36 protein-coding genes and 1 pseudogene are annotated in these 26,046 nt (G+C 68.0%); 34 read left to right on the top strand and 3 right to left on the bottom strand.

What is annotated here, in order from left to right; all coding sequences use genetic code 11:
* The 3 genes and pseudogenes from EF918_RS06685 to EF918_RS06675 form a co-directional block, all read right to left on the bottom strand.
* Window positions 1-573, bottom strand: a pseudogene (locus tag EF918_RS06685) (hypothetical protein); the annotation flags it as partial.
* A 120-nt stretch (window positions 574-693) separates the two neighbouring features.
* Complete coding sequence (locus tag EF918_RS06680) at window positions 694-1,413, bottom strand: Crp/Fnr family transcriptional regulator (protein ID WP_125642261.1); 720 nt, start codon at window positions 1,411-1,413, stop codon at window positions 694-696.
* A gap of 31 nt (window positions 1,414-1,444) precedes the next feature.
* Complete coding sequence (locus EF918_RS06675) at window positions 1,445-3,988, bottom strand: YfhO family protein (RefSeq protein WP_312847814.1); 2,544 nt, start codon at window positions 3,986-3,988, stop codon at window positions 1,445-1,447.
* 114 nt (window positions 3,989-4,102) lie between these two features.
* Here EF918_RS06675 and rfbB point away from each other — a divergent pair, with 114 nt between their 5' ends.
* The 34 genes from rfbB (at window position 4,103) to rpsK (ending at window position 25,973) form a co-directional block, all read left to right on the top strand.
* Window positions 4,103-5,095, top strand: a complete 993-nt coding sequence (gene rfbB / locus EF918_RS06670; RefSeq protein WP_125642258.1) for a dTDP-glucose 4,6-dehydratase — start codon at window positions 4,103-4,105, stop codon at window positions 5,093-5,095.
* A 276-nt stretch (window positions 5,096-5,371) separates the two neighbouring features.
* Window positions 5,372-5,743 carry a 30S ribosomal protein S12 gene (rpsL, locus tag EF918_RS06665; RefSeq protein ID WP_125642255.1) on the top strand — a complete coding sequence of 124 codons (372 nt, stop codon included), beginning with the start codon at window positions 5,372-5,374 and terminating at the stop codon, window positions 5,741-5,743.
* A gap of 2 nt (window positions 5,744-5,745) precedes the next feature.
* Window positions 5,746-6,216 carry a 30S ribosomal protein S7 gene (rpsG, locus tag EF918_RS06660; protein ID WP_125642252.1) on the top strand — a complete coding sequence of 157 codons (471 nt, stop codon included), beginning with the start codon at window positions 5,746-5,748 and terminating at the stop codon, window positions 6,214-6,216.
* A 39-nt stretch (window positions 6,217-6,255) separates the two neighbouring features.
* Window positions 6,256-8,382, top strand: a complete 2,127-nt coding sequence (fusA, locus tag EF918_RS06655) for an elongation factor G (protein WP_125642249.1) — start codon at window positions 6,256-6,258, stop codon at window positions 8,380-8,382.
* A 151-nt stretch (window positions 8,383-8,533) separates the two neighbouring features.
* Complete coding sequence (tuf, locus tag EF918_RS06650) at window positions 8,534-9,727, top strand: elongation factor Tu (RefSeq protein WP_125642246.1); 1,194 nt, start codon at window positions 8,534-8,536, stop codon at window positions 9,725-9,727.
* Between the two features lie 182 nt (window positions 9,728-9,909).
* Window positions 9,910-11,088: a hypothetical protein gene (locus tag EF918_RS06645; protein WP_125642243.1), complete on the top strand. Its 1,179-nt coding sequence runs from the start codon at window positions 9,910-9,912 to the stop codon at window positions 11,086-11,088.
* Between the two features lie 524 nt (window positions 11,089-11,612).
* Window positions 11,613-11,921: a 30S ribosomal protein S10 gene (gene rpsJ, locus EF918_RS06640; RefSeq protein ID WP_003948644.1), complete on the top strand. Its 309-nt coding sequence runs from the start codon at window positions 11,613-11,615 to the stop codon at window positions 11,919-11,921.
* A gap of 17 nt (window positions 11,922-11,938) precedes the next feature.
* Entirely contained in the window at window positions 11,939-12,583 is a 645-nt protein-coding gene (gene rplC, locus EF918_RS06635) for a 50S ribosomal protein L3 (RefSeq protein WP_125642240.1), read from the top strand.
* Window positions 12,584-12,588: 5 nt separating this feature from the next.
* A complete protein-coding gene (rplD, locus tag EF918_RS06630; protein WP_125642237.1) occupies window positions 12,589-13,239 on the top strand; it encodes a 50S ribosomal protein L4 in 651 nt (216 codons plus the stop codon).
* Window positions 13,239-13,559: a 50S ribosomal protein L23 gene (gene rplW, locus EF918_RS06625; protein WP_125642234.1), complete on the top strand. Its 321-nt coding sequence runs from the start codon at window positions 13,239-13,241 to the stop codon at window positions 13,557-13,559. The genes rplD and rplW overlap by 1 nt, the downstream gene beginning before the upstream one ends.
* A 39-nt stretch (window positions 13,560-13,598) precedes the next feature.
* Window positions 13,599-14,435 (top strand): 50S ribosomal protein L2, encoded by an 837-nt coding sequence (gene rplB / locus EF918_RS06620; RefSeq protein ID WP_125642230.1) that lies wholly within the window; start codon window positions 13,599-13,601, stop codon window positions 14,433-14,435.
* Window positions 14,436-14,447: 12 nt separating this feature from the next.
* Complete coding sequence (rpsS, locus tag EF918_RS06615) at window positions 14,448-14,729, top strand: 30S ribosomal protein S19 (protein ID WP_125642228.1); 282 nt, start codon at window positions 14,448-14,450, stop codon at window positions 14,727-14,729.
* Window positions 14,730-14,772: 43 nt separating this feature from the next.
* Complete coding sequence (gene rplV / locus EF918_RS06610; protein ID WP_125642225.1) at window positions 14,773-15,120, top strand: 50S ribosomal protein L22; 348 nt, start codon at window positions 14,773-14,775, stop codon at window positions 15,118-15,120.
* Window positions 15,120-15,953, top strand: a complete 834-nt coding sequence (gene rpsC / locus EF918_RS06605) for a 30S ribosomal protein S3 (protein WP_125642222.1) — start codon at window positions 15,120-15,122, stop codon at window positions 15,951-15,953. The genes rplV and rpsC overlap by 1 nt, the downstream gene beginning before the upstream one ends.
* A 5-nt stretch (window positions 15,954-15,958) precedes the next feature.
* Window positions 15,959-16,378 (top strand): 50S ribosomal protein L16, encoded by a 420-nt coding sequence (gene rplP / locus EF918_RS06600; protein ID WP_125642216.1) that lies wholly within the window; start codon window positions 15,959-15,961, stop codon window positions 16,376-16,378.
* The gene (rpmC, locus tag EF918_RS06595) at window positions 16,378-16,602 is read left to right on the top strand and encodes a 50S ribosomal protein L29 (RefSeq protein ID WP_125540842.1); all 225 of its coding nucleotides are present in this window, start codon (window positions 16,378-16,380) and stop codon (window positions 16,600-16,602) included. Before rplP ends, rpmC begins: the two co-directional genes overlap by 1 nt.
* Window positions 16,602-16,883, top strand: a complete 282-nt coding sequence (gene rpsQ / locus EF918_RS06590; protein ID WP_125642213.1) for a 30S ribosomal protein S17 — start codon at window positions 16,602-16,604, stop codon at window positions 16,881-16,883. Before rpmC ends, rpsQ begins: the two co-directional genes overlap by 1 nt.
* A gap of 108 nt (window positions 16,884-16,991) precedes the next feature.
* On the top strand, window positions 16,992-17,360 hold the full coding sequence (rplN, locus tag EF918_RS06585; RefSeq protein ID WP_003956455.1) for a 50S ribosomal protein L14: 369 nt from the start codon (window positions 16,992-16,994) through the stop codon (window positions 17,358-17,360).
* 2 nt (window positions 17,361-17,362) lie between these two features.
* Complete coding sequence (rplX, locus tag EF918_RS06580; protein WP_030201562.1) at window positions 17,363-17,674, top strand: 50S ribosomal protein L24; 312 nt, start codon at window positions 17,363-17,365, stop codon at window positions 17,672-17,674.
* Complete coding sequence (rplE, locus tag EF918_RS06575; protein WP_125642208.1) at window positions 17,674-18,225, top strand: 50S ribosomal protein L5; 552 nt, start codon at window positions 17,674-17,676, stop codon at window positions 18,223-18,225. The genes rplX and rplE overlap by 1 nt, the downstream gene beginning before the upstream one ends.
* 5 nt (window positions 18,226-18,230) lie before the next feature.
* Window positions 18,231-18,416, top strand: coding sequence for a type Z 30S ribosomal protein S14 (locus EF918_RS06570; RefSeq protein ID WP_003956452.1), 186 nt, complete (start codon window positions 18,231-18,233; stop codon window positions 18,414-18,416).
* Window positions 18,417-18,637: 221 nt separating this feature from the next.
* Entirely contained in the window at window positions 18,638-19,036 is a 399-nt protein-coding gene (gene rpsH / locus EF918_RS06565) for a 30S ribosomal protein S8 (protein ID WP_030201558.1), read from the top strand.
* A gap of 20 nt (window positions 19,037-19,056) precedes the next feature.
* On the top strand, window positions 19,057-19,596 hold the full coding sequence (gene rplF / locus EF918_RS06560; RefSeq protein ID WP_125642205.1) for a 50S ribosomal protein L6: 540 nt from the start codon (window positions 19,057-19,059) through the stop codon (window positions 19,594-19,596).
* Between the two features lie 4 nt (window positions 19,597-19,600).
* The gene (gene rplR, locus EF918_RS06555; RefSeq protein WP_125642202.1) at window positions 19,601-19,984 is read left to right on the top strand and encodes a 50S ribosomal protein L18; all 384 of its coding nucleotides are present in this window, start codon (window positions 19,601-19,603) and stop codon (window positions 19,982-19,984) included.
* Window positions 19,985-20,029: 45 nt separating this feature from the next.
* Window positions 20,030-20,635, top strand: coding sequence for a 30S ribosomal protein S5 (rpsE, locus tag EF918_RS06550; RefSeq protein ID WP_030201551.1), 606 nt, complete (start codon window positions 20,030-20,032; stop codon window positions 20,633-20,635).
* Window positions 20,635-20,817 (top strand): 50S ribosomal protein L30, encoded by a 183-nt coding sequence (gene rpmD / locus EF918_RS06545; protein ID WP_005313525.1) that lies wholly within the window; start codon window positions 20,635-20,637, stop codon window positions 20,815-20,817. Before rpsE ends, rpmD begins: the two co-directional genes overlap by 1 nt.
* A 2-nt stretch (window positions 20,818-20,819) precedes the next feature.
* The gene (gene rplO, locus EF918_RS06540; protein WP_125642199.1) at window positions 20,820-21,275 is read left to right on the top strand and encodes a 50S ribosomal protein L15; all 456 of its coding nucleotides are present in this window, start codon (window positions 20,820-20,822) and stop codon (window positions 21,273-21,275) included.
* A 188-nt stretch (window positions 21,276-21,463) separates the two neighbouring features.
* On the top strand, window positions 21,464-22,777 hold the full coding sequence (gene secY / locus EF918_RS06535) for a preprotein translocase subunit SecY (RefSeq protein ID WP_125642196.1): 1,314 nt from the start codon (window positions 21,464-21,466) through the stop codon (window positions 22,775-22,777).
* The gene (locus EF918_RS06530; protein ID WP_125642193.1) at window positions 22,777-23,424 is read left to right on the top strand and encodes an adenylate kinase; all 648 of its coding nucleotides are present in this window, start codon (window positions 22,777-22,779) and stop codon (window positions 23,422-23,424) included. The genes secY and EF918_RS06530 overlap by 1 nt, the downstream gene beginning before the upstream one ends.
* A 94-nt stretch (window positions 23,425-23,518) precedes the next feature.
* Entirely contained in the window at window positions 23,519-24,379 is an 861-nt protein-coding gene (map, locus tag EF918_RS06525; RefSeq protein ID WP_125642190.1) for a type I methionyl aminopeptidase, read from the top strand.
* A 161-nt stretch (window positions 24,380-24,540) separates the two neighbouring features.
* Window positions 24,541-24,762, top strand: a complete 222-nt coding sequence (gene infA, locus EF918_RS06520) for a translation initiation factor IF-1 (protein WP_003956442.1) — start codon at window positions 24,541-24,543, stop codon at window positions 24,760-24,762.
* Window positions 24,763-24,833: 71 nt separating this feature from the next.
* Window positions 24,834-24,947 carry a 50S ribosomal protein L36 gene (gene rpmJ, locus EF918_RS06515; RefSeq protein ID WP_003956441.1) on the top strand — a complete coding sequence of 38 codons (114 nt, stop codon included), beginning with the start codon at window positions 24,834-24,836 and terminating at the stop codon, window positions 24,945-24,947.
* 186 nt (window positions 24,948-25,133) lie between these two features.
* Window positions 25,134-25,514, top strand: coding sequence for a 30S ribosomal protein S13 (gene rpsM / locus EF918_RS06510; RefSeq protein WP_125642187.1), 381 nt, complete (start codon window positions 25,134-25,136; stop codon window positions 25,512-25,514).
* A 54-nt stretch (window positions 25,515-25,568) separates the two neighbouring features.
* Window positions 25,569-25,973, top strand: a complete 405-nt coding sequence (gene rpsK, locus EF918_RS06505; protein WP_003956432.1) for a 30S ribosomal protein S11 — start codon at window positions 25,569-25,571, stop codon at window positions 25,971-25,973.
* The last annotated feature ends 73 nt before the right edge of the window (window positions 25,974-26,046 follow it).

Here is a 26,046-nt window from a genome sequence, read left to right as displayed (position 1 = left end):
GGCGTGGAGCCAGGCCTGGAGGGGGCCGTTCTTGCTGGGCACGGTGATCTCGTGGAAGGAGTCCGCCGGGATGCCGGGGTGGTCGTGCTGCACGATGCCCCGGTGGACCGACTCGGACACGCACAGCGCGAGGTCCGTGGACGTCGCGCGCAGCGCGGTGCGTAGGGCCTCCGCGTCGAGGAGGCGGCAGGCGTGGTTGAGGTCCGAGCCCACCCAGCCGCCCTGGCCGTCGATCGCCACGAAACCGGTGGCCAGCACGGTACGCAGCCGGATCTGGGCCGCGCTCGACGCCATGCGGTTCATCGAGCGCAGCTGTCCGGGGCCCTCGGTGAGCAGGACCTTCAGCAGGCCGGTCAGCGGTACGTTCGCGTCGATCATCACCAGGACGCCGTCGCCGCGGTCGGCGCGCAGCTGGCGGGTCTGGTCGATGCCGGCCGCTTCGAGGATCCGTTCGACGACGTCGTAGAGCATCCGGCGCAGGAACGACTGTTCCACGTCGTCGCGGTTGCTGAACTTCTCGATGTCGAACAGGAGCAGGGTGCGCTGCAACGGTTCGCTCGGCGTCGCGGTCAAGGCGGCCTCCCAGGGCGTCGTACGTGTCGGGCGCGACCAGGGTCGCGCCGTACGGCGCGGTGGTGTGAGGGAGGATGACGCACTCGGAGTGTGACGGAGTGCACTGAGCGGGGGAGGGGTTCAGGGGCGGGGGCGGCCGATGCGGTGCAGGACGTCCGGGCGGACGATCACCAGTGCGCGGCGGCCGGTGCTGACGACCCCGCGGTCGCGCAGCTCCCGGAGCTGGCGTTGCACCATCTCGCGCGAGGCGCCGACGGCTCCCGCCAGCTCCTGCTTCGTGAGCGGGACGGTGATCTCGACGCCGTCGTCGGTCCGGCGGCCGTGGGTGCGGCTGAGGTCGAGCAGGAGCGTGGCGAGGCGTTCGCGTACGCCCAGGGAGGCGAACTCCAGCTGCCGCTGGTCCGCGGCGCGGATCCGGTCGGCGGAGAGGCCCAGCAGAGTCAGGGCGACCCGGGGGTGGTGCGCCAGGAAGGCGTGGAAGCCGTGCTGGTCGATGGCGACGGCCTGGACGGGTTCGAGCGCGGTGACCGTGGCGGAGCGGGGGCGTCCGGTGACGCCGGCGGACTCGCCGACGATGTCGCCGGGGCCGCGCAGGGCGAGGAGCGCGTGGTAGCCGCCGGCGCCGGCGACGGTGACCTTGGTCCAGCCGGTGAGGATGAGCAGCACATGGGTCGACGGCTCGTGCTGCTGCATCAGCGGGGACCGGGCGGCGAAGGCGATCGGGCGGCCGAGGCCGCGTAACGCGGACGCGTCCTCGGCCTCCAGCCGCGCGAGGAACGGCACCCGGTCCCCGAGACCGCCGTCACCGGGAAGAAGAGCGGAATCCACGGCACCCCCCATGAGCCCTAGCACCCCAAGATCGTCCGAGGGGTCAATGTACTGAGCGCAGATCCGCCGCGTCCTGGCTTCCGGCCGGGGCCGTCGTCGCCGCGCCGGGCCGGTCGGTCGTGCGGCGGCGCCGGAGGGCGACGGTCGAGACCGTGAGGAGGGTGAGCAGCGCGGCGCCGCCCGCGGCCAGCCCGGGGAGTAGGCCCCGGGGGGTGTAGGTGCAGGTCAGGGTGGTGGTGCCGGTGGGGAGCCGGGTCGCCAGGAGGCCGTGGAACGGGGTGGTGGGCAGGGAGCACCGCCAGCCGGGGGCGGCCGTGGTGGCGACGACCGCGATGCCGGTGGAGCCGGCGGGGAAGGTGGCCTTCAGGGTGTGCCCGTCCGCCTCGACGTGGGTGGCGCCCGTCGCCTTCAGCTCGGCGATCCGCTGGTCGAGCGCGCGGCGGTCCAGGCAGCCGATCGGGTGGGCCGGGACGCTGGGCGCGGCCGGGGCGGTCGTCTCCACCGTCGCCCGCACCTCGCCCGACGCCGGTACCGGGCCCAGGGGCAGGACGCCCGTCATGCGGGCCTCCAGGGGGAGGGTCCCCGTCGCGGTGCGCAGGGTGCCGGTGGTGTCGGGGGAGTACCAGAACGCCTCCGTGCCCGCGGTGCAGCGGGCCGTCCAGGTGTCGCCGGTACGGGTGACGGGCGGGACCTCGTGGACGGAGGCACCGAGGACGTTCTCCTGCCGGGCGTACACGCTGTCGGCCGGGGCCGGGGAGGTGAACGGGGTGCTCGGGCGGAGGGTGACCAGGGGCGGGGCCGGGAAGCGGTCGGCGTGCCAGCCGGGGCCCGAGGCGTCGGGGCGGACCCGGGCGCCGATGGCGAAGATCGCGTCGAGGACCGGGTCGTCGGCGCCGAAGAAGGTCCGGCCGTCGTTCTTGTAGCCGTAGCCGAGCGGCTCCAGGGCCTCGAAGGTGGCGGCCGGGAGGTAGCTGCTGTAGTACTGCGGCCCCTCCGCGCGCAGGGCGAGGGCGTCGTTGTACGAGGTCTGCGGCGCGCCGGAGTCGGTGCGGTACGCCGGCCAGCCGTCCACCGAGCGGACCGCCCCGGTGTGCCGGGTGATGGACTCGTTCGAGGTCACGGCCGGTGAGGCCCAGCCCTCCCGGGCCCGTCGCACGTCGGCGTTCAGGGCCGCCAGCGCGGACTCGCCGAGGACCACGGCCACCATCAGCACGGCGGCCAGCGGGAGCAGCAGGCGGTGCCGCCCGGAGTGGGCGAGCAGGAGCAGGGCCAGCAGGGAAACCGCGCCGCCGCCCAGGACGGCGTACCAGGTGGCGCCGCCGAAGTCGTTCGTGTGCCGCAGCACGTACGTGGCCGCCACCAGCAGGCCGGCCACGACGGCGAGGTGGAGCGGGCGGGGGCGGTGGGCCAGGGACATCCAGGCGACGATCACCAGCATCCCGGAGAACACGAAGGCCTCGCGGTACGGGTTGCCGTTCGGGACCGCCAGGCCGTGCCAGACGAACTGGGTGGGCGGGAACTGGAAGGAGGCGGCGACCAGCACGATCGCCACCGTCCAGACCAGGCGTGTGCGGCGGGCGATCGCCGTGTTGAGGACGAACGTTCCGGCCAGGATCAGCCCGAGCGAGGCGATGTACAGCCGCGGCCGCCCGCCCCACAGGTGGGTGGCCGGCAGCATCCCCGACAGGAAGATCTCCAGCCGGACCGGGTCGAACGAGGCGGCCCGGGTCGGCTGCGCGGCCCCGCTGGACAGGAACGAGGGCAGCAGCAGCGGCAGGTTGAGCAGGATGCCGGTCAGCGCCGCGGAGGCCGCCCGCCCCAGCGCCAGCAGACGCTGCCGCCCGGTCAGGTCGAGCACGACCAGCCGGACGAGCAGCAGCACGCAGGCCGCCATCGTGGCCATCATGGCGGTGTAGAAGTTGCCGGCCCAGGAGAGCGCGACCAGCAGGGTGGCGGCCGGCCAGCGCCGCCGCTCCAGGCACCACTCGACGGCGATGCCGAGCATCGGCAGCGCCACCAGCCCCCACAGCCACATCGGGATGTACGAGGCGTCCGACAGCGCCCAGCCGCACAGGCCGTACGTCGCCCCGAGCACGCCCCGCTGCCACCACGGGCCCGGCACCAGCCTGCCCAGGTAGACCGTCATCACGGCGGCGGCCAGGCCCATGGTCAGCGGCGTGACCACGAAGACGGCCAGGTCCACGTGCTGGCGGGGGACCAGGACGGCCAGCCAGGACAACGGGTTGCCGAGGTAGGTGTAGTAGTCGGACAGGAACTGCTGGCCGAAGCCGCCGCGCCAGGTGAACAGCAGGTCACCGGCCGCCTGGCCGTGGGCCAGGTCCCACAGCGCCCGGTGGAAGGGCACGTACTGGTTGGCCTGGTCGTTGATCGCCCGGCCGGTGTCGCCGAAGGGGAAGGTGCCGCGGGCCACCCAGGCCCAGCAGAACGCCGTGGTGGTGACGGCGAAGGCGAGCAGGGGCCCGGCGATCCCGGTGGCACGGGGGCGGCCGGGACGCGAGAGACTGGAGGGGCCGGCCAGGGACCTCAGCCACCGGGACGTACGCGGACGGCTGGACGGGGTCGCCACGGGCTGCTCCTGTGATCGTGCTCGGTCGTGCTCGGTCGGGGTCGGTTCGGGCCGGATCGTTCCGGAAGTGTAGTTCGCCGGTCTGTCCCGGCCCGTTCGGAAGGCCCGCCCCCCATGCACGTACTGGTGACCGGTGGCGCCGGATTCGTCGGCTCGCACTACACCCGCCTGCTGCTCACCGGCACCCCGGCGACCGGCTCCGCCGGGCTGACCGTGACCGTGCTCGACAAGCTCACCTACGCCGGCAACCCCGCCAACCTGGCCGACCTCGCCGCCGACCCGCGGCTGCGCTTCCACCGCGGCGACATCACCGACCGGGCCCTCCTGGACGCGCTCCTGCCCGGCGTGGACACCGTGGTCCACCTGGCCGCCGAGTCGCACGTCGACCGCTCCATCGAGGACGGCGACGCCTTCGTCCGCACCAACGTGCTCGGCACCCAGGCCCTGCTGGACGCCGCCGTGCGCCACGGCGTCCGTAAATTCGTGCACGTCTCCACCGACGAGGTGTACGGCTCCATCGAGCGCGGCTCGTGGCCCGAGACCGATCCGCTGCGGCCCAGCTCTCCGTACGCCGCCTCGAAGGCCTCGTCGGACCTGCTGGTGCTGGCCTGCCACCGCACCCACGGGCTGGACGTCAGCATCACCCGGTGCTCGAACAACTACGGGCCGATGCAGTTCCCCGAGAAGATCGTGCCGCTGTTCGTCACCCGGCTGATCGACGGGCTGACCGTCCCGCTCTACGGCGACGGCGGCAACGTCCGCGACTGGCTGCACGTCGAGGACCACTGCCGCGGCATCGAGCTCGTACGCACCCAGGGCCGCCCCGGCGAGGTCTACAACCTCGGCGGCGGCACCGAGCTGACCAACCGCGAGCTGACCGGCCTGCTCCTGGAGGCGTGCGGCGCGACCTGGGACTCCGTCCGCCGGGTCGCCGACCGCAAGGGCCACGACGTGCGCTACTCCGTCGACTGGGGCAAGGCCCGCCGCGAACTCGGCTACCGGCCCCACCACGACCTGGCCCCCGGACTGGCCGCCACGGTGCGCTGGTACCGGGACAACCCGGACTGGTGGAGGCCGCTGCGGCGGCGTGCCGCGGCCGCCGCCTGAGCCCTTGCGCCAGGCCTGTGCTGGGCCTTTCCGGCCGCCCGGCGGCGCGGCTTTTGTTTTGACCGGAGTGAATGCGGTAGGTACGCTCAGACCTTGTGCCTGGGGTGTGCCCGGCTCCCGTGCGTGTCCATCAACCGCACGCGGCCGTAACAGCCACCGCGATCCTTGTACGTTTCCGCACTTCGCGGAAGTGTCCGGGTCCGACACGCCCGACCGCGTGGGTCGGAAAGGTTCCAGGTTAGCTTTACTGAACGGCACACAGAAACCGGAGAAGTAGTGCCTACGATCCAGCAGCTGGTCCGAAAGGGCCGGCAGGACAAGGTCGAGAAGACGAAGACGCCCGCGCTGAACTCTTCCCCTCAGCGTCGTGGTGTCTGCACGCGTGTGTTCACCACCACCCCGAAGAAGCCGAACTCGGCCCTCCGTAAGGTCGCGCGTGTGCGTCTGACCTCGGGCATCGAGGTCACGGCCTACATCCCGGGTGAGGGGCACAACCTGCAGGAGCACTCGATCGTGCTCGTGCGAGGTGGCCGTGTGAAGGACCTGCCGGGTGTTCGTTACAAGATCATCCGCGGTGCGCTTGACACGCAGGCTGTCAAGAACCGCAAGCAGGCCCGCAGCCGCTACGGCGCCAAGAAGGAGAAGTAAGAATGCCTCGTAAGGGCCCCGCCCCGAAGCGCCCGGTCATCATCGACCCGGTCTACGGTTCTCCTCTGGTGACCTCGCTCATCAACAAGATCCTCCTCAACGGCAAGCGCTCCACCGCCGAGCGCATCGTCTACGGCGCCATGGAAGGCCTCCGCGAGAAGACCGGCAACGACCCGGTCATCACGCTGAAGCGCGCGCTGGAGAACGTCAAGCCGTCCCTCGAGGTCAAGTCCCGCCGTGTCGGTGGCGCGACCTACCAGGTCCCGGTCGAGGTCAAGCCGGGTCGTCAGTCGACCCTGGCCCTCCGCTGGCTCGTGGGTTACTCCCGCGCCCGCCGCGAGAAGACCATGACCGAGCGCCTCATGAACGAGCTGCTGGACGCCTCGAACGGCCTCGGCGCCTCGGTCAAGAAGCGCGAGGACACGCACAAGATGGCCGAGTCCAACAAGGCCTTCGCGCACTACCGCTGGTAGTCGCAACCCCCATCGAGACCGAGAGAAGACTGAGCCGACATGGCTACCACTTCGCTTGACCTGGCCAAGGTGCGCAACATCGGCATCATGGCCCACATCGACGCGGGCAAGACGACCACCACCGAGCGCATCCTGTTCTACACCGGTGTGTCTTACAAGATCGGTGAGGTCCACGACGGCGCCGCCACGATGGACTGGATGGAGCAGGAGCAGGAGCGCGGCATCACCATCACGTCCGCCGCGACGACCTGCCACTGGCCGCTCGAGAACGTCGATCACACGATCAACATCATCGACACCCCGGGCCACGTGGACTTCACGGTCGAGGTGGAGCGTTCGCTCCGCGTCCTCGACGGTGCCGTCACCGTGTTCGACGGCGTTGCCGGTGTTGAGCCGCAGTCCGAGACGGTGTGGCGGCAGGCCGACCGTTACGGCGTGCCCCGCATCTGCTTCGTGAACAAGCTCGACCGCACCGGTGCCGAGTTCCACCGCTGCGTCGACATGATCGTGGACCGCCTCGGCGCCACCCCGATCGTCATGCAGCTGCCCATCGGTGCCGAGGCCGACTTCCAGGGTGTCGTCGACCTCGTCCGCATGAAGGCGCTCGTGTGGTCCGCCGAGGCCACCAAGGGCGAGATGTACGACGTCGTCGACATCCCGGCCTCGCACACCGAGGCGGCCGAGGAGTGGCGCGGCAAGCTGCTCGAGGCCGTGGCCGAGAACGACGAAGAGATGATGGAGCTGTACCTGGGCGGCGAGGAGCCGACCGAGGAGCAGCTGTACGCGGCCATCCGCCGCATCACCATCGCCTCCGGCAAGGGCGGCAGCACCACCGTCACCCCCGTGTTCTGCGGCACCGCGTTCAAGAACAAGGGCGTCCAGCCCCTGCTCGACGCCGTCGTGCGCTACCTGCCGTCGCCCCTGGACGTCGAGGCCATCGAGGGCCACGACGTCAAGGACGCGGAGGAGATCGTCCGTCGCAAGCCGTCCGACGAGGAGCCCCTCTCGGCGCTGGCGTTCAAGATCATGAGCGACCCGCACCTCGGCAAGCTCACCTTCGTCCGGGTGTACTCGGGCCGCCTGGAGTCCGGCTCTTCGGTGCTGAACTCCGTCAAGGGCAAGAAGGAGCGCATCGGCAAGATCTACCGCATGCACGCGAACAAGCGTGAGGAGATCGACGCCGTGGGCGCCGGCGACATCGTCGCCGTCATGGGCCTGAAGCAGACCACCACCGGTGAGACGCTGTGCGACGAGAAGGCCCCGGTCATCCTGGAGTCCATGGACTTCCCGGCCCCGGTCATCCAGGTCGCCATCGAGCCCAAGTCCAAGGGTGACCAGGAGAAGCTGGGTGTCGCCATCCAGCGTCTCGCGGAGGAGGACCCCTCCTTCCAGGTCCACTCGGACGAGGAGACCGGCCAGACCATCATCGGCGGTATGGGCGAGCTGCACCTCGAGGTGCTGGTCGACCGCATGCGCCGTGAGTTCAAGGTCGAGGCCAACGTCGGCAAGCCGCAGGTGGCCTACCGCGAGACGATCCGCAAGGCCGTCGAGCGCGTGGACTACACGCACAAGAAGCAGACCGGTGGTACGGGCCAGTTCGCCAAGGTCCAGATCGCGATCGAGCCGATCGAGAGCGGCGACGCCTCGTACGAGTTCGTGAACAAGGTCACCGGTGGCCGCATCCCCAAGGAGTACATCCCCTCGGTGGACGCGGGTGCGCAGGAGGCCATGCAGTTCGGCATCCTGGCCGGCTACGAGATGACCGGCGTCCGCGTCATCCTCCTCGACGGTGCGTACCACGAGGTCGACTCCTCCGAGCTCGCCTTCAAGATCGCCGGTTCGCAGGCCTTCAAGGAGGCCGCGCGCAAGGCCAGCCCCGTGCTGCTCGAGCCGATGATGGCCGTCGAGGTCACCACGCCCGAGGACTACATGGGCGAGGTCATCGGCGACATCAACTCCCGCCGTGGCCAGATCCAGGCCATGGAGGAGCGTCACGGCGCCCGCATCGTCAAGGGCCTCGTGCCGCTGTCGGAGATGTTCGGCTACGTCGGCGACCTCCGCAGCAAGACCTCGGGTCGCGCAAGCTACTCGATGCAGTTCGACTCCTACGCCGAGGTTCCCCGGAACGTCGCCGAGGAGATCATCGCGAAGGCCAAGGGCGAGTAACTCTCCCGAGTACACGCTTTAGGCTTGTCACCGGAGCCTCTGGGGCAACGGGAGCAACAATTTCCCGTTGCCCCGGAGGGCCGGCATTCCAGCAAAGATCACCTGGCGCCGATGAGTAAGGCGTACAGAACCACTCCACAGGAGGACCCCAGTGGCGAAGGCGAAGTTCGAGCGGACTAAGCCGCACGTCAACATCGGCACCATCGGTCACATTGACCACGGTAAGACGACCCTCACGGCCGCCATTACCAAGGTGCTGCACGACGCGTACCCGGACCTGAACGAGGCTTCGGCCTTCGACCAGATCGACAAGGCTCCCGAGGAGCGCCAGCGCGGTATCACCATCTCCATCGCGCACGTCGAGTACCAGACCGAGGCGCGTCACTACGCCCACGTCGACTGCCCGGGTCACGCGGACTACATCAAGAACATGATCACCGGTGCCGCGCAGATGGACGGCGCCATCCTCGTGGTCGCCGCCACCGACGGCCCGATGCCGCAGACCAAGGAGCACGTGCTCCTGGCCCGCCAGGTCGGCGTTCCGTACATCGTCGTCGCCCTGAACAAGGCCGACATGGTGGACGACGAGGAGATCCTGGAGCTCGTCGAGCTCGAGGTGCGTGAGCTCCTCTCCGAGTACGAGTTCCCGGGCGACGACCTGCCGGTCGTCCGCGTCTCGGCGCTCAAGGCGCTCGAGGGCGACAAGGAGTGGGGCGAGAAGCTCCTCGGCCTGATGTCCGCCGTCGACGAGGCCATCCCGACCCCCGAGCGTGACGTCGACAAGCCGTTCCTGATGCCGGTCGAGGACGTCTTCACGATCACCGGTCGTGGCACCGTCGTCACCGGTCGTATCGAGCGTGGTGTCCTGAAGGTCAACGAGACCGTCGACATCATCGGCATCAAGACCGAGAAGACCACCACCACGGTCACCGGCATCGAGATGTTCCGCAAGCTGCTCGACGAGGGCCAGGCCGGTGAGAACGTCGGTCTGCTCCTCCGTGGCATCAAGCGCGAGGACGTCGAGCGCGGCCAGGTCATCATCAAGCCCGGTTCGGTCACGCCGCACACCGAGTTCGAGGCCCAGGCCTACATCCTGTCGAAGGACGAGGGTGGCCGTCACACCCCGTTCTTCAACAACTACCGCCCGCAGTTCTACTTCCGTACCACGGACGTGACCGGCGTCGTGACCCTCCCCGAGGGCACCGAGATGGTCATGCCGGGCGACAACACCTCCATGTCCGTCGCGCTGATCCAGCCCGTCGCCATGGAGGAGGGCCTGAAGTTCGCCATCCGTGAGGGTGGCCGGACCGTCGGCGCCGGCCAGGTCACCAAGATCACGAAGTAATTCGTGCTCTGACCTGGTAGCTCAACAGAGCTCCTGAAAGGGGCCCTGCCCACCGCTTCGGCGGGGGCGGGGCCCCTTTTGCGTGGCCGGGGCAGGGTGGGCCGACGGTTGGTTCCCGCCCTCGGCGTGAGAGGCTCCGCCTCGCATGACCATGACATGAGCACAGGGTGGGATGAACAGCGGTGGGGACCAACGACGACCGGCCGGCCGTCAGCGACGAGGAGTGGGCCGCGTTCGTGCAGCGGGCGGCGGCCGAGGCCAGGACCGGGGGCGGGGCGGCGCAGGCCCCCCAGGAGCCGTCGGCCCGGGCGCGGATGGTGACCGAGCGGCTGCGCCGTGAGGACGAGGAGCGGGCGCGGGCGGCCCGCAGGGGCCTCGGCCGGTTCCGGCGCAGGGACCGGGCCGTACGGCACGAGCCCGAGGGCTGGCGGACCGGGCCGGCCTGGCAGGAGATGCAGGGCCGGCGCATGCCGCGGGCCGCCCGGGGCGCGCTGGTCGTCCTGGCGGTGGCGGGGACGCTGTTCTACCTCGCGGGACGGCCCGAGCTGCTGGGCGGCGCGGCCGACCGTACGCCGTTGCCCGCGGAGACCGCCAGGCCCTCGGTGGCGCCCTCGCAGGGCTTCCCGGACCAGGGGACCCCGACCGACCCGTTCCGCGGCTCACCGGCCGTCCAGTGGGCCGACGGGGCGGCCGGGATCGAGCTGCCCGAGGCCAAGGCCCTCAACGGGGTGTCCCAGGAGGCCGTCGCCGCGCAGCTCGGCCGGATCAAGGAGTTCCTGGTCGCGGCCCACCTGGACCCCGCCACCCTGCGGGGAGAGCGGCCCGGGGCGGCGCTGAATCTGCTGGACCCGCTGAACAAGGAGCTCGGCGCCCAGGTGGACAAGGCCCTGGAGCGGCCCACGGCGACGGACGACCCGCTGGTGTTCTTCACCCGGTTCAAGCCGTCCGAGGTGCGGCCGGCCGGAGACGTGGTGAAGGTCCGCGGGCGCATGGAGCTCACGCCGGGCGAGACCCAGGGGCAGGTCGACGTGGTGACGGACTACACCTTCGTCTACCCCGTGACCGAGCCCGGCGGCACCGCCGTGGAGCGGACGGTCGTACGGCGCCGGATCACCTTCACCGTGGCGGACCCCCGCCGGTGGGAGGGCACCGCGGGCAAGCTCTGGATGGGGAACACCCAGCACGAGTACGCCAACAGCTCCTGCGACACCTCGGACGGGTTCCTGCACCCGCGGTTCCGGCGGTCCGCGGCCCCCACGAGCGGGGCGACGCCCTCCGGGCCGCCCGTCGACCCGTACGACCGGAGCCGGACGCTGGACCAGAACGGCGTGGACGGCTGCGGGACGGTCACCCGCACCTGAGCCGGGCCGGGCCCACCGGCCGGCCCGCGGCCGGTGGGTCGTCGGCCGCCCGCCGAGGCCGGGTGACCCCGCCCGCCGCCCGGACGCCGCGCGTGCCGCGGTTTGATCTCCTCGGGGGGCGGGGTATTCTCTTCGGCCCCGATTGGCGCACTACATGTCTCGTATGGCAGACTATCGGGGTTGCTCGGTTGAGTGCCGATGCTGCGCGCCTCCCGCCGGGAGGACCGGAAGCGAGTCCCACAGTACTCGTCGCCTTTATCTGCCCCTCGGGGCAGCGCTGGGGCGGACGTACGGGAATCTTCCGGGAAGCGTGGGCGGGGTGCCGACCAGGCACTCGGTGGGTGTTTCTCCCCCGAAGCGTGGCCCTGGCGGGCCGCATCCCCTGATCCAGGGAATTTCCGTATGGGAATTTTCTGTAGCGGGACTGCGACACGCCCGACCGCGTGGGTCGGAGAGAGGCGGCGTGCGAGCGCAGCCGACCGAGTTCCAGAGCGTTTGACTAGACAAAGGACTACTGAGTAGCCATGGCGGGACAGAAGATCCGCATCCGGCTCAAGGCCTACGACCACGAGGTCATCGACTCCTCGGCGAAGAAGATCGTCGAGACGGTGACCCGCACTGGTGCGTCGGTCGCGGGCCCGGTGCCGCTGCCCACTGAGAAGAACGTGTACTGCGTCATCAAGTCGCCGCACAAGTACAAGGACTCGCGCGAGCACTTCGAGATGCGCACGCACAAGCGCCTGATCGACATCCTCGACCCGACGCCCAAGACCGTTGACTCCCTGATGCGACTCGACCTCCCGGCCGGTGTCGACATCGAGATCAAGCTCTGAGGGTCGGTGATCTGAGAATGGCTAAGCAGATCAAGGGCATCCTGGGCGAGAAGCTCGGCATGACGCAGGTGTGGGACGAGAACAACCGTGTTGTTCCGGTCACCGTCGTCAAGGCCGGCCCCAACGTCGTCACCCAGGTCCGTACCAACGACGTCGACGGCTACGAGTCGGTCCAGATCGCCTTCGGCGAGATCGACCCGCGCAAGGTGAACAAGCCCCTCAAGGGCCACTTCGCCAAGGCCGACGTGACCCCGCGCCGCCACCTGGTGGAGATCCGTACCTCCGACGCCGCGGAGTACACCCTCGGCCAGGAGATCACCGCCGAGGTGTTCGAGGCCGGCGTCAAGGTCGACGTCACCGGCAAGAGCAAGGGCAAGGGCTTCGCCGGTGTCATGAAGCGCCACAACTTCCGTGGTCTGGGCGCCGGACACGGTACGCAGCGCAAGCACCGCTCTCCCGGTTCCATCGGTGGCTGCGCCACCCCGGGTCGTGTGTTCAAGGGCCTCCGCATGGCTGGCCGCATGGGCAACGAGCGGGTCACCACCCAGAACCTGACCGTTCACGCCGTTGACGCGGAGAAGGGCCTGCTGCTCATCAAGGGCGCGGTTCCTGGTCCGAACGGCGGCCTCGTCCTGGTCCGCACCGCGGCCAAGGGGGCCTGAGGACTATGAGCACCATTGACATTCTGTCGCCTGCCGGCGACAAGACCGGGACCGTCGAGCTCCCGGCCGAGATCTTCGACGCCAAGGTCAGCGTTCCGCTGATCCACCAGGTCGTCGTCGCGCAGCTTGCTGCCGCCCGCCAGGGCACGCACAAGACCAAGACGCGTGGCGAGGTCCGCGGTGGTGGCAAGAAGCCGTACCGCCAGAAGGGCACCGGCCGCGCCCGTCAGGGTTCGACCCGTGCGCCGCAGTTCGCCGGCGGTGGCGTCGTCCACGGTCCCGTGCCGCGTGACTACTCGCAGCGGACCCCCAAGAAGATGAAGGCCGCCGCCCTGCGTGGCGCCCTCACCGACCGGGCCCGTCACTCCCGCATCCACGTCGTCTCCGGCGTGGTCGAGGGTGCCGCCTCCACCAAGGCCGCCAAGACGCTGTTCGGCAAGATCTCGGAGCGCAAGAACCTGCTCCTGGTCGTCGAGCGTGCCGACGAGGCCGCGTGGCTGTCCGCCCGCAACCTGCCCCAGGTGCACATCCTGGAGCCGGGCCAGCTGAACACGTACGACGTGCTCGTCTCCGACGACGTGGTCTTCACCCAGGCCGCTTTCGAGTCCTTCGTGTCTGGCCCCAAGGCCGCTGAGACCGAAGGGAACGAGGGCTGATGTCCGAGGCCACGATCACCAGCAAGACCTTCACGGACCCGCGCGACATCCTTGTCCGCCCGGTTGTCTCCGAGAAGAGCTACGCGCTGCTGGACGAGAACAAGTACACGTTCATCGTCGACCCCCGCGCCAACAAGACCCAGATCAAGCAGGCCGTCGAGGCGGTCTTCTCGGTCAAGGTCGCCGGGGTGAACACGATCAACCGCCAGGGCAAGCGCAAGCGCACCCGCACCGGTTTCGGTAAGCGCGCCAACACCAAGCGCGCCATCGTGACCCTTGCCGAGGGCGACCGTATCGACATCTTCGGCCAGGCCTCCTAACGGAGCGCCCTGGTCCGAATATCGGACGAGGACTGAGAAATGGGTATCCGCAAGTACAAGCCGACGACTCCGGGCCGTCGTGGCTCCAGCGTCGCCGACTTTGTCGAGATCACGCGGTCCACGCCGGAGAAGTCGCTGGTCCGTCCCCTGCACAGCAAGGGCGGCCGTAACAACGCCGGTCGTGTGACCGTTCGCCACCAGGGTGGTGGCCACAAGCGCGCCTACCGCGTGATCGACTTCCGTCGTCACGACAAGGACGGCGTGCCGGCCAAGGTCGCGCACATCGAGTACGACCCGAACCGCACCGCTCGCATCGCCCTCCTGCACTACGCGGACGGCGAGAAGCGCTACATCATCGCTCCGCGCGGCCTGAACCAGGGCGACCGGATCGAGAACGGCCCGACGGCCGACATCAAGCCCGGCAACAACCTGGCGCTCCGCAACATCCCGGTCGGTACCACGATCCACGCGATCGAGCTCCGTCCCGGTGGTGGCGCCAAGTTCGCCCGCTCCGCGGGTGCCTCCGTGCAGCTGCTGGCGAAGGAGGGCGCGATGGCGCACCTCCGTATGCCGTCCGGCGAGATCCGCCTGGTCGACGTGCGCTGCCGCGCCACCGTCGGCGAGGTCGGCAACGCCGAGCAGTCGAACATCAACTGGGGCAAGGCCGGCCGCATGCGCTGGAAGGGCGTCCGCCCGACCGTCCGCGGTGTCGCGATGAACCCGGTTGACCACCCGCACGGTGGTGGTGAGGGCAAGACCTCCGGTGGTCGCCACCCGGTCTCCCCGTGGGGTCAGAAGGAGGGTCGTACGCGTTCGCCGAAGAAGGCTTCGAACAAGTACATCGTCCGCCGCCGCAAGACGAACAAGAAGCGCTAGGAGCGGGTTTAGATGCCGCGCAGTCTCAAGAAGGGGCCCTTCGTCGACGACCACCTCATCAAGAAGGTGGACGCCCAGAACGAAGCCGGCACCAAGAACGTCATCAAGACCTGGTCCCGTCGCTCGATGATCATCCCCAGCATGCTGGGTCACACGATCGCGGTGCACAACGGCAAGACCCATGTCCCGGTGTTCGTCACCGAGTCCATGGTCGGCCACAAGCTCGGCGAGTTCTCGCCGACTCGCACCTTCCGCGGCCACGTCAAGGACGACCGGAAGTCGAAGCGCCGCTAATCGCGGGGTGGGAACGACTATGACTTACACCGAAGGGACAACCATGGAAGCCAGGGCTCAGGCGCGGTACATCCGTGTCACGCCCATGAAGGCCCGCCGTGTGGTGGACCTCATCCGTGGCATGGATGCCACGGAGGCCCAGGCGGTCCTGCGTTTCGCTCCGCAGGCCGCGACTGTGCCGGTGGGCAAGGTGCTCGACAGCGCCATCGCCAACGCCGCGCACAACTACAACCACACGGACGCCTCCTCGCTGTACATCAGCGAGGCGTTCGTTGACGAGGGTCCGACCCTGAAGCGGTTCCGTCCGCGTGCCCAGGGCCGTGCCTACCGGATCCGCAAGCGGACCTCCCACATCACCGTGGTCGTCAGCAGCAAGGAAGGAACCCGGTAATGGGCCAGAAGGTTAACCCGCACGGGTTCCGGCTCGGCATCACCACCGACTTCAAGTCGCGCTGGTACGCCGACAAGCTGTACAAGGACTACGTCAAGGAAGACGTCGCCATCCGTCGGATGATGACGTCCGGCATGGAGCGCGCCGGCATCTCGAAGGTGGAGATCGAGCGCACCCGTGACCGTGTCCGCGTGGACATCCACACCGCCCGTCCGGGCATCGTCATCGGCCGCCGTGGCGCCGAGGCCGACCGCATCCGCGGCGACCTCGAGAAGCTCACCGGCAAGCAGGTCCAGCTGAACATCCTCGAGGTCAAGAACCCCGAGGTCGACGCTCAGCTCGTGGCCCAGGCCGTTGCCGAGCAGCTGTCCTCCCGCGTCTCCTTCCGTCGGGCCATGCGCAAGAGCATGCAGTCCGCCATGAAGGCCGGCGCCAAGGGCATCAAGATCCAGTGTGGCGGCCGTCTCGGCGGCGCCGAGATGTCCCGCTCGGAGTTCTACCGCGAGGGTCGTGTGCCGCTGCACACGCTGCGCGCGAACGTCGAGTACGGCTTCTTCGAGGCCAAGACCACCTTCGGCCGCATCGGCGTGAAGGTCTGGATCTACAAGGGCGACGTCAAGAACATCGCCGAGGTCCGCGCCGAGAACGCTGCGGCCCGTGCGGGCAACCGCCCGGCCCGTGGTGGCGCTGACCGCCCCGCCGGTCGTGGTGGCCGCGGTGGCGAGCGTGGCGGCCGTGGCGGCCGCAAGCCGCAGCAGACCGCTGCTGCCGAGGCCCCCAAGGCCGAGGCCGCTGCCGCTGCTCCGGCCGAGAGCACCGGAACGGAGGCCTGACCGACATGCTGATCCCTCGTAGGGTCAAGCACCGCAAGCAGCACCACCCCAAGCGCCGCGGCATGGCCAAGGGTGGCACTGAGGTGGCATTCGGCGAGTACGGCATCCAGGCCCTCACGCCGGCGTACGTCACCAACCGCCAGATCGAGTCCGCTCGTATCGCGATGACCCGTCACATCAAGCGTGGCGGCAAGGTCTGGATCAACATCTACCCGGACCGCCCGCTCACGAAGAAGCCCGCCGAGACCCGCATGGGTTCCGGTAAGGGTTCCCCCGAGTGGTGGGTCGCGAACGTGCACCCGGGTCGGGTCATGTTCGAGCTGTCCTACCCGAACGAGAAGATTGCGCGTGAGGCTCTCACTCGTGCGGCCCACAAGCTGCCGATGAAGTGCCGGATCGTCAAGCGCGAGGCAGGTGAGTCGTGATGGCGGCCGGTACCAAGGCGTCGGAGCTGCGTGAGCTCGGCAACGAGGAGCTCGTTGCCAAGCTGCGCGAGGCCAAGGAAGAGCTGTTCAAGCTCCGCTTCCAGGCGGCGACCGGACAGCTCGAGAACAACGGCCGGCTCAAGGCCGTCCGCAAGGACATCGCCCGGATCTACACCCTGATGCACGAGCGCGAGCTCGGCATCGAGACGGTGGAGAACGCCTGATGAGCGAGAAGAACGTGACTGAGAAGATCGAGCGCGGTTTCCGCAAGACCCGCGAGGGTCTGGTCGTCAGCGACAAGATGGACAAGACCGTCGTCGTCGCCGTCGAGGACCGTGTCAAGCACGCGCTGTACGGCAAGGTCATCCGCCGTACCAACAAGCTCAAGGCGCACGACGAGCAGAACGCCGCCGGCATCGGCGACCGCGTCCTCCTGATGGAGACCCGGCCGCTGTCCGCCACGAAGCGGTGGCGCGTCGTCGAGATCCTCGAGAAGGCCAAGTAATTAGTCCGAGGGGTCTTCCCTCGGATTCGTTCCGCCAGGCTCGGCAGGGGCTGTCGCTCGTAGGAGTGGAGCCCCTGCCGGGAACCGGCAGACAAACAGGAGATAGACGTGATCCAGCAGGAGTCGCGACTTCGCGTCGCCGACAACACTGGTGCCAAGGAGATCCTTTGCATCCGTGTTCTCGGTGGTTCGGGTCGCCGCTACGCGGGCATCGGTGACGTCATCGTCGCCACCGTCAAGGATGCGATCCCCGGTGGCAACGTGAAGAAGGGTGACGTCGTCAAGGCGGTCATCGTTCGCACCGTCAAGGAGCGCCGCCGCCAGGACGGCTCGTACATCCGCTTCGACGAGAACGCCGCCGTCATTCTGAAGAACGACGGCGACCCTCGCGGCACCCGCATCTTCGGCCCGGTCGGCCGTGAGCTGCGCGAGAAGAAGTTCATGAAGATCATCTCGCTCGCGCCGGAGGTGCTGTAAGCATGAAGATCAAGAAGGGCGACCTGGTCCAGGTCATCACCGGCAAGGACAAGGGCAAGCAGGGCAAGGTCATCCAGGCCCTCCCCGCCGAGAACCGTGTCCTGGTCGAGGGTGTCAACCGGGTCAAGAAGCACACCAAGGCTGGTCCGAACCAGGCCGGCGGCATCGTGATCACCGAGGCCCCCGTCCACGTTTCGAACGTTCAGCTGGTCGTGGAGAAGGACGGCAAGAAGGTCGTCACCCGCGTCGGTTACCGCTTCGACGACGAGGGCAACAAGATCCGCGTTGCCAAGCGCACGGGTGAGGACATCTGATGGCTACCACTCCGCGTCTGAAGACGAAGTACCGCGAGGAGATCGCGGGCAAGATGCGTGACGAGTTCAAGTACGAGAACGTCATGCAGATTCCCGGCCTCGTCAAGATCGTCGTGAACATGGGTGTCGGCGACGCCGCCCGTGACTCGAAGCTGATCGACGGCGCCATCCGCGACCTCACCACCATCACCGGTCAGAAGCCGGCCGTCACCAAGGCCCGCAAGTCCATCGCGCAGTTCAAGCTGCGCGAGGGTCAGCCGATCGGTGCCCACGTCACCCTCCGCGGTGACCGCATGTGGGAGTTCCTGGACCGCACCCTGTCGCTCGCGCTGCCGCGCATCCGCGACTTCCGCGGCCTGTCGCCGAAGCAGTTCGACGGCCGTGGCAACTACACCTTCGGTCTCACGGAGCAGGTCATGTTCCACGAGATCGACCAGGACAAGATCGACCGCGTCCGGGGTATGGACATCACCGTGGTCACCACGGCGACCAACGACGCTGAGGGCCGTGCGCTCCTTCGTCACCTCGGCTTCCCGTTCAAGGAGGCGTAAGCGAGATGGCGAAGAAGGCTCTGATTGCCAAGGCTGCTCGTAAGCCCAAGTTCGGTGTGCGTGCGTACACCCGCTGCCAGCGCTGCGGCCGTCCGCACTCCGTGTACCGCAAGTTCGGCCTGTGCCGCGTGTGCCTCCGTGAGATGGCTCACCGTGGCGAGCTGCCGGGCGTGACCAAGAGCTCCTGGTAAACCCTTCTGTCCTCGGACAGTTGGGATTGCCGGTAACTCTCGGTAAGCATCTGGGTAGGCGGAGGCCCTCCCCCCATGCCGTAGGCTAGTGGGGTTGGGCGTCCGCCGCCCGCACGACTTACTACGCCGTAGGTCCCCCGCGCCGCACCCGTCCCGTCTCAGTACGGGGAGAGGGATGGCGCATCCAGGAAACCCCGGCGAGAGAGGCCGAAGGCCACTTCATGACCATGACTGACCCGATCGCAGACATGCTCACGCGTCTGCGTAACGCTAACTCGGCGTACCACGACACCGTCGTGATGCCGCACAGCAAGATCAAGTCGCACATCGCGGAAATCCTCAAGCAGGAGGGTTTCATCACCGGCTGGAAGGTCGAGGACGCCGAGGTCGGCAAGAACCTCGTCCTCGAGCTGAAGTTCGGTCCGAACCGCGAGCGCTCGATCGCCGGCATCAAGCGGATCTCGAAGCCGGGTCTGCGTGTCTACGCGAAGTCCACCAACCTGCCGAAGGTCCTCGGCGGCCTGGGCGTGGCGATCATCTCCACGTCCCACGGTCTCCTGACCGGCCAGCAGGCGCAGAAGAAGGGCGTGGGTGGGGAAGTCCTCGCCTACGTCTGGTAGTCGGGAACGGAGGAAAAGCTATGTCTCGTATTGGCAAGCTCCCCATCCCGGTTCCCGCCGGCGTGGACGTCACCATCGATGGCCGCACGGTCACCGTCAAGGGCTCCAAGGGCTCGCTGACGCACACCGTTGCCGCTCCGATCGAGATCGTTAAGGGCGAGGACGGCGTTCTGAACGTCACCCGTCCGAACGACGAGCGTCAGAACAAGGCCCTGCACGGCCTGTCCCGCACGCTGGTGGCCAACATGATCACCGGTGTGACCACGGGATACACCAAGGCGCTCGAGATCAGCGGTGTCGGTTACCGCGTTGCCGCGAAGGGCTCCGCTCTGGAGTTCCAGCTCGGCTACAGCCACCCGATCCTGGTGGAGGCGCCCGAGGGCATCTCCTTCAAGGTCGAGTCGCCGACCAAGTTCTCGGTCGAGGGCATCGACAAGCAGAAGGTCGGCGAGGTCGCCGCCAACATCCGCAAGCTGCGGAAGCCCGACCCGTACAAGGCCAAGGGCGTCAAGTACGCGGGCGAGGTCATCCGCCGCAAGGTCGGAAAGGCTGGTAAGTAAAGCCATGGCATACGGTGTGAAGATCGCCAAGGGCGACGCTTACAAGCGGACCGCTAAGCAGCGCCGCCACATCCGCATCCGCAAGAGCATCTCGGGTACGGCGGAGCGTCCGCGCCTCGTCGTGACCCGCAGCAACCGCGGCATCACCGCTCAGGTGATCGACGACCTCAAGGGTCACACCCTGGCGTCGGCGTCCCACCTGGACGCGTCGATCCGCGGTGGCGAGGGTGACAAGTCCGCGGCCGCCAAGCAGGTCGGCGCCCTGGTCGCCGAGCGCGCCAAGGCCGCCGGTGTCGAGGCCGTCGTGTTCGACCGTGGTGGCAACAGGTACGCCGGGCGCATTGCCGCTCTGGCTGACGCCGCCCGCGAAGCCGGGCTGAAGTTCTGAGCCCCGGTTCCGGGACTAACGGACGTAACAGAGAGAGGTAATCCAATGGCTGGACCCCAGCGCCGCGGCAGCGGTGCCGGTGGCGGCGAGCGGCGGGACCGGAAGGGTCGCGACGGTGGCGCTGCTGCCGCCGAGAAGACCGCGTACGTTGAGCGCGTTGTCGCGATCAACCGCGTCGCCAAGGTTGTCAAGGGTGGTCGTCGTTTCTCCTTCACCGCGCTGGTCGTGGTGGGTGACGGTGACGGCACCGTAGGTGTCGGCTACGGCAAGGCCAAGGAGGTGCCGGCCGCCATCGCCAAGGGTGTGGAGGAGGCCAAGAAGCACTTCTTCAAGGTCCCCCGTATCCAGGGCACCATCCCGCACCCCATCCAGGGTGAGAAGGCGGCGGGCGTCGTCCTGCTGAAGCCTGCTTCCCCCGGTACCGGTGTGATCGCCGGTGGCCCGGTGCGCGCCGTCCTGGAGTGCGCCGGCGTTCACGACATCCTGTCGAAGTCGCTCGGCTCCGACAACGCGATCAACATCGTGCACGCGACCGTGGAGGCCCTGAAGGGCCTGCAGCGTCCCGAGGAGATCGCGGCCCGCCGCGGTCTGCCGCTCGAGGACGTCGCTCCCGCGGCCCTGCTTCGTGCGCGTGCTGGGGCGGGTGCGTAATGGCTCGCCTCAAGATCACGCAGACGAAGTCGTACATCGGCAGCAAGCAGAACCACCGCGACACCCTGCGTTCGCTCGGGCTCAAGCGCCTGAACGACGTGGTCGTCAAGGAGGACCGCCCCGAGTTCCGCGGCATGGTGCACACCGTCCGCCACCTCGTGACGGTTGAGGAGGTCGACTGATCATGGCGGAGACCAACCCGCTCAAGATCCACAACCTCCGTCCCGCCCCGGGCGCCAAGACCGCCAAGACCCGTGTGGGTCGTGGTGAGGCGTCCAAGGGTAAGACGGCCGGTCGTGGTACCAAGGGCACCAAGGCCCGTTACCAGGTTCCGGAGCGCTTCGAGGGTGGCCAGATGCCGCTCCACATGCGCCTCCCGAAGCTGAAGGGTTTCAAGAACCCGTTCCGCACCGAGTTCCAGGTCGTCAACCTGGACAAGCTGGCCGCCCTGTACCCGCAGGGTGGCGAGGTCACCGTGGCCGACCTGGTCGCCAAGGGTGCCGTGCGCAAGAACCAGCTCGTCAAGGTCCTGGGCCAGGGCGAGATCTCCGTGGCGCTGCAGGTGACGGTCGACGCCGTCTCCGGCTCCGCCAAGGAGAAGATTGCCGCCGCCGGCGGCACGGTCACCGAGCTCGTCTGAGACGAGATCAGTGACTCATAGCGAGTAAAACCGACCGGGGATGCCTCACAAATGGGGCATCCCCGGTTGGTCGTTCCACGGGGGGCGCAGACGCCGGTAAGGTGGCCTGCACCTTTGCTTTGTCGTACCCATCGATTCCTTCAGACCGTCACCTCTGACGCAGTAGCGCGGGGGTCGCAGGAGGCACCGTGCTCACCGCGTTCGCCCGGGCGTTCAAGACGCCCGACCTGCGCAAGAAGCTGCTCTTCACGCTCGGCATCATCGTGCTGTTCCGGCTCGGGTCCCACATCCCGGTACCCGGCGTGAGCTACAAGTATGTCCAGCAGTGTGTGGAACAGGCAGGCACCAGCAACAGCCTGTTCGGGCTGGTCAACATGTTCAGCGGTGGTGCGCTGCTGCAGATCACGATCTTCGCGCTCGGCATCATGCCGTACATCACGGCGAGCATCATCCTCCAGCTGCTGACCGTGGTCATCCCCAAGCTGGAGAACCTCAAGAAGGAGGGGCAGGCCGGCACGGCGAAGATCACGCAGTACACGCGTTATCTGACGGTCGCGCTCGCCATCCTCCAGGGCACCGGTCTCGTCGCCACCGCCCGCTCGGGTGCGCTGTTCCAGGGCTGCACGGTCGCCAGCCAGATCGTGCCGGACCGCTCGATCTTCACCACCGTCGTCATGGTCCTCACCATGACCGCGGGCACCTGTGTCGTGATGTGGCTCGGCGAGCTGATCACCGACCGCGGCATCGGCAACGGCATGTCGATCCTCATGTTCATCTCGATCGCCGCCGGTTTCGTCAGCGCGCTGTGGCAGATCAAGCTCCAGGGCAAGATCGCCGACGGCTGGGTCGAGTTCGGCGTCGTCATCCTGGTCGGCCTCGCGATGGTGGCCCTCGTCGTCTTCGTCGAGCAGGCCCAGCGTCGGATCCCGGTCCAGTACGCCAAGCGCATGATCGGCCGCCGCGCGTACGGCGGTACGTCCACCTACATCCCGCTCAAGGTGAACCAGGCGGGTGTGATTCCCGTCATCTTCGCGTCGTCGCTGCTCTACATCCCGGCCTTGATCGTCCAGTTCAGCGGATCGACCGCGGGCTGGGCCACCTGGATCCAGAAGCACTTCGTCAAGGGTGACCACCCCTACTACATCGCCGCCTACTTCCTCCTGATCGTCTTCTTCGCGTTCTTCTACGTGGCGATTTCGTTCAACCCGGAGGAAGTGGCCGACAACATGAAGAAGTATGGTGGCTTCATCCCGGGTATCCGGGCGGGCCGTCCTACTGCCGAGTACCTGAGCTACGTGCTCAACCGGATCACCTGGCCGGGGTCGCTGTACCTGGGTCTCATCGCTCTTGTGCCGACGATGGCGTTGGCCGGCTTCGGAGCGAACCAGAACTTCCCGTTCGGCGGGACGAGCATCCTGATCATCGTGGGTGTGGGTCTGGAAACCGTGAAGCAGATCGAGAGCCAGCTCCAGCAGCGTAATTACGAAGGGTTCCTCCGCTGATGCGTATCGTCCTCGTCGGGCCCCCCGGTGCGGGCAAGGGAACGCAGGCCGCGTTCCTTGCCAAGAACCTGAACATCCCCCACATCTCCACGGGTGACCTGTTCCGCGCCAACATCAGCAAGAACACCGAGCTGGGCCAGCGCGCCAAGGCGTACATGGACGCCGGTGACCTCGTCCCCGACGAGATCACCGTCGGCATGGCCAAGGACCGCATGCAGCAGGCCGACGCGGCCAACGGGTTCCTGCTCGACGGCTTCCCGCGCAACGTCTCGCAGGCCGAGGCCCTGGACGCGATGCTGAAGGACTCCGGCATGAAGCTGGACGCCGTCCTCGACCTGGAGGTCCCGGAGGACGAGGTCGTCAAGCGCATCGCCGGCCGCCGGATCTGCCGCAACGACTCGGCGCACGTCTTCCACGTGACGTACACCCCGCCGAAGACCGACGGTGTCTGCGACATCTGCGGCGGTGAGCTGTACCAGCGCAGCGACGACTCCGAGGGCACGGTCCGCAACCGGCTGGAGGTCTACCACACGCAGACCGAGCCGATCATCGACTACTACAAGGCCCAGGGCCTGCTGGTGACGATCTCCGCCCTCGGTGAGGTCAAGGACGTCACCCAGCGCGCGATGGACGCCCTGAAGAAGTAGTACCGCAGTACCTCCGTACGGCCGCGGTGTCCACCGGACGCCGCGGCCGTACTGTTGAGAAGTCCCGATTCGCAGGTGGAAGGCACATCACCCCATGGTCCAGCTGAAGACGCCCGAGCAGATCGCGAAGATGCGGGAGGCCGGTCTGGTCGTCGCCGCCATCCACGCGGCCACCCGGGAGGCGGCCGTGCCGGGCGCCACCACGCGGGACCTCGACATGGTGGCCCGCAAGGTCATCGCCGACCACGGGGCGAAGTCGAACTTCCTCGGCTACGGCGGTTTCCCCGCGACGATCTGCACCTCGGCCAACGAGGTCGTCGTCCACGGCATCCCGGACGACGAGACGGTCCTCAAGGACGGCGACATCATCTCGATCGACGCCGGCGCGATCGTCGACGGCTGGCACGGTGACGCGGCCTTCACCGCCTTCGTGGGCACCGGGCACGCTCCGGAGCTGCTGGAGCTGTCCCGGGTGACCGAGGAGTCGATGTGGGCCGGCATCGCGGCCATGAAGCTCGGCAACCGCCTGGTGGACATTTCCAAGGCCATCGAGTCGTACATCAAGCGCCAGCCGCGCCCGGCCACCGGCGACCACAGCCTCGGCCGCTACGGGATCATCGAGGACTACGGCGGCCACGGCATCGGCTCCGAGATGCACATGGACCCGCACCTGCTGAACTACGTCTCGCGCAAGCGGGGCAAGGGGATCAAGCTGGTGCCGGGCGTGTGCCTGGCCATCGAGCCGATGGTGTCGCTCGGCACCGCGCAGACCGAGGTCCTGGCCGACGACTGGACGGTCGTCACCACGGACGGCACCTGGTCCTCGCACTGGGAGCACTCGGTCGCCCTGACCGAGGAGGGGCCGATCGTGCTGACCGCCCCGGACTGCGGCAAGGAGAAGCTGGCGCAGTACGGCATCACCACGGCGCCGGACCCGCTGAACCGGGGCGCGTAGCGGCGTTCGCCCGGACGGCGTAATGATCTAGACTCGTGGGCAAACTTTCCGGATTCGTCTTTCTGGGTGCCCTGACGTAGACTGACTCGTCGGCTCACGTGCATCCCCATGTCCGCATGGCGCACAGGGCCGATCAAGGTAGCCGATTCGAAAGGCGAAGCGTGGCCAAGAAGCAAGGTGCCATCGAGATCGAGGGCACCGTGATCGAGTCCCTCCCGAACGCCATGTTCAAGGTGGAACTCCAGAACGGTCACAAGGTCCTCGCGCACATCAGCGGCAAGATGCGGATGCACTACATCCGTATCCTCCCGGATGACCGGGTCGTCGTGGAGCTCTCTCCGTACGACCTGACGCGTGGCCGGATCGTCTACCGATACAAGTAGATCTTGCTCCTGCTCCCGCCTGGGGTCTTCCCGGCGCGGGTGGTGGCACTGACCCGGAGAACCTTAAGAACATGAAGGTCAAGCCGAGCGTCAAGAAGATCTGCGACAAGTGCAAGGTGATCCGCCGTCACGGTCGGGTCATGGTCATCTGCGACAACCTGCGCCACAAGCAGCGCCAGGGCTGACGCACGCCGACCGACCTGCACTTCGCAGTTCTTCGCGCGACGCAACACACGTTCATATCGCAGAGCCCGCCCAGCCCGATCAGGGTCGGCGGCACCTCCGGCGGGGGCCGGGGACCCGATGCGTACCTCATACGGCGGTCGGGAGTGGCTCTGTGGAAGACCCCCGACTAACACAGGAGCCATTCAATGGCACGCGTTTCCGGTGTTGACATCCCGCGCGAAAAGCGCGTGGAGATCGCACTCACCTACGTCTTCGGTATCGGGCGCACCCGGTCCAAGGAGATCCTCGCCGCGACCGGCGTGAACCCGAGCACCCGCGTTCGTGACCTGGCCGAAGAGGACCTGGTCAAGATCCGCGAGTACGTGGACGCCAACCTCCGTACCGAGGGTGACCTCCGCCGCGAGATCCAGGCCGACATCCGCCGCAAGGTGGAGATCGGCTGCTACCAGGGTCTGCGTCACCGCCGTGGCCTGCCGGTCCGCGGTCAGCGCACCAGCACGAACGCGCGTACCCGCAAGGGCCCGCGTCGCGCGATCGCCGGTAAGAAGAAGCCGGGCAAGAAGTAGTCCTGTTCAGCGGTCTTGCGCTGTAGGACCGACCACCTCCCGTAGGAGTTTGACATGCCCCCCAAGGGTCGTCAGGGCGCTGCCAAGAAGGTGCGCCGCAAGGAAAAGAAGAACGTCGCTCACGGCCACGCGCACATCAAGAGCACGTTCAACAACACGATCGTCTCGATCACGGACCCGTCCGGCAACGTGATCTCCTGGGCCTCCGCCGGCCACGTCGGCTTCAAGGGCTCGCGCAAGTCCACCCCCTTCGCCGCGCAGATGGCCGCCGAGTCGGCCGCCCGCCGCGCGCAGGAGCACGGCATGCGCAAGGTCGACGTCTTCGTCAAGGGTCCCGGCTCCGGCCGTGAGACCGCGATCCGCTCCCTCCAGGCCACCGGCCTCGAGGTCGGCTCGATCCAGGACGTCACCCCCACCCCGCACAACGGCTGCCGCCCGCCGAAGCGCCGCCGCGTCTGACGCAGCGACGCCTGTGCGTTCTTGAGTGTCCGGGCGGTACGACCCCTTCGGGGGCCGTGCCGCCCGTACCCTT

It is taken from the genome of Streptomyces sp. WAC06614, from assembly GCF_003949795.1.
GTDB lineage: Bacteria > Actinomycetota > Actinomycetes > Streptomycetales > Streptomycetaceae > Streptomyces.
The sequence above is the reverse complement of the archived record's forward strand: the minus strand, read 5'-3'. Positions and strand labels throughout refer to the sequence as shown.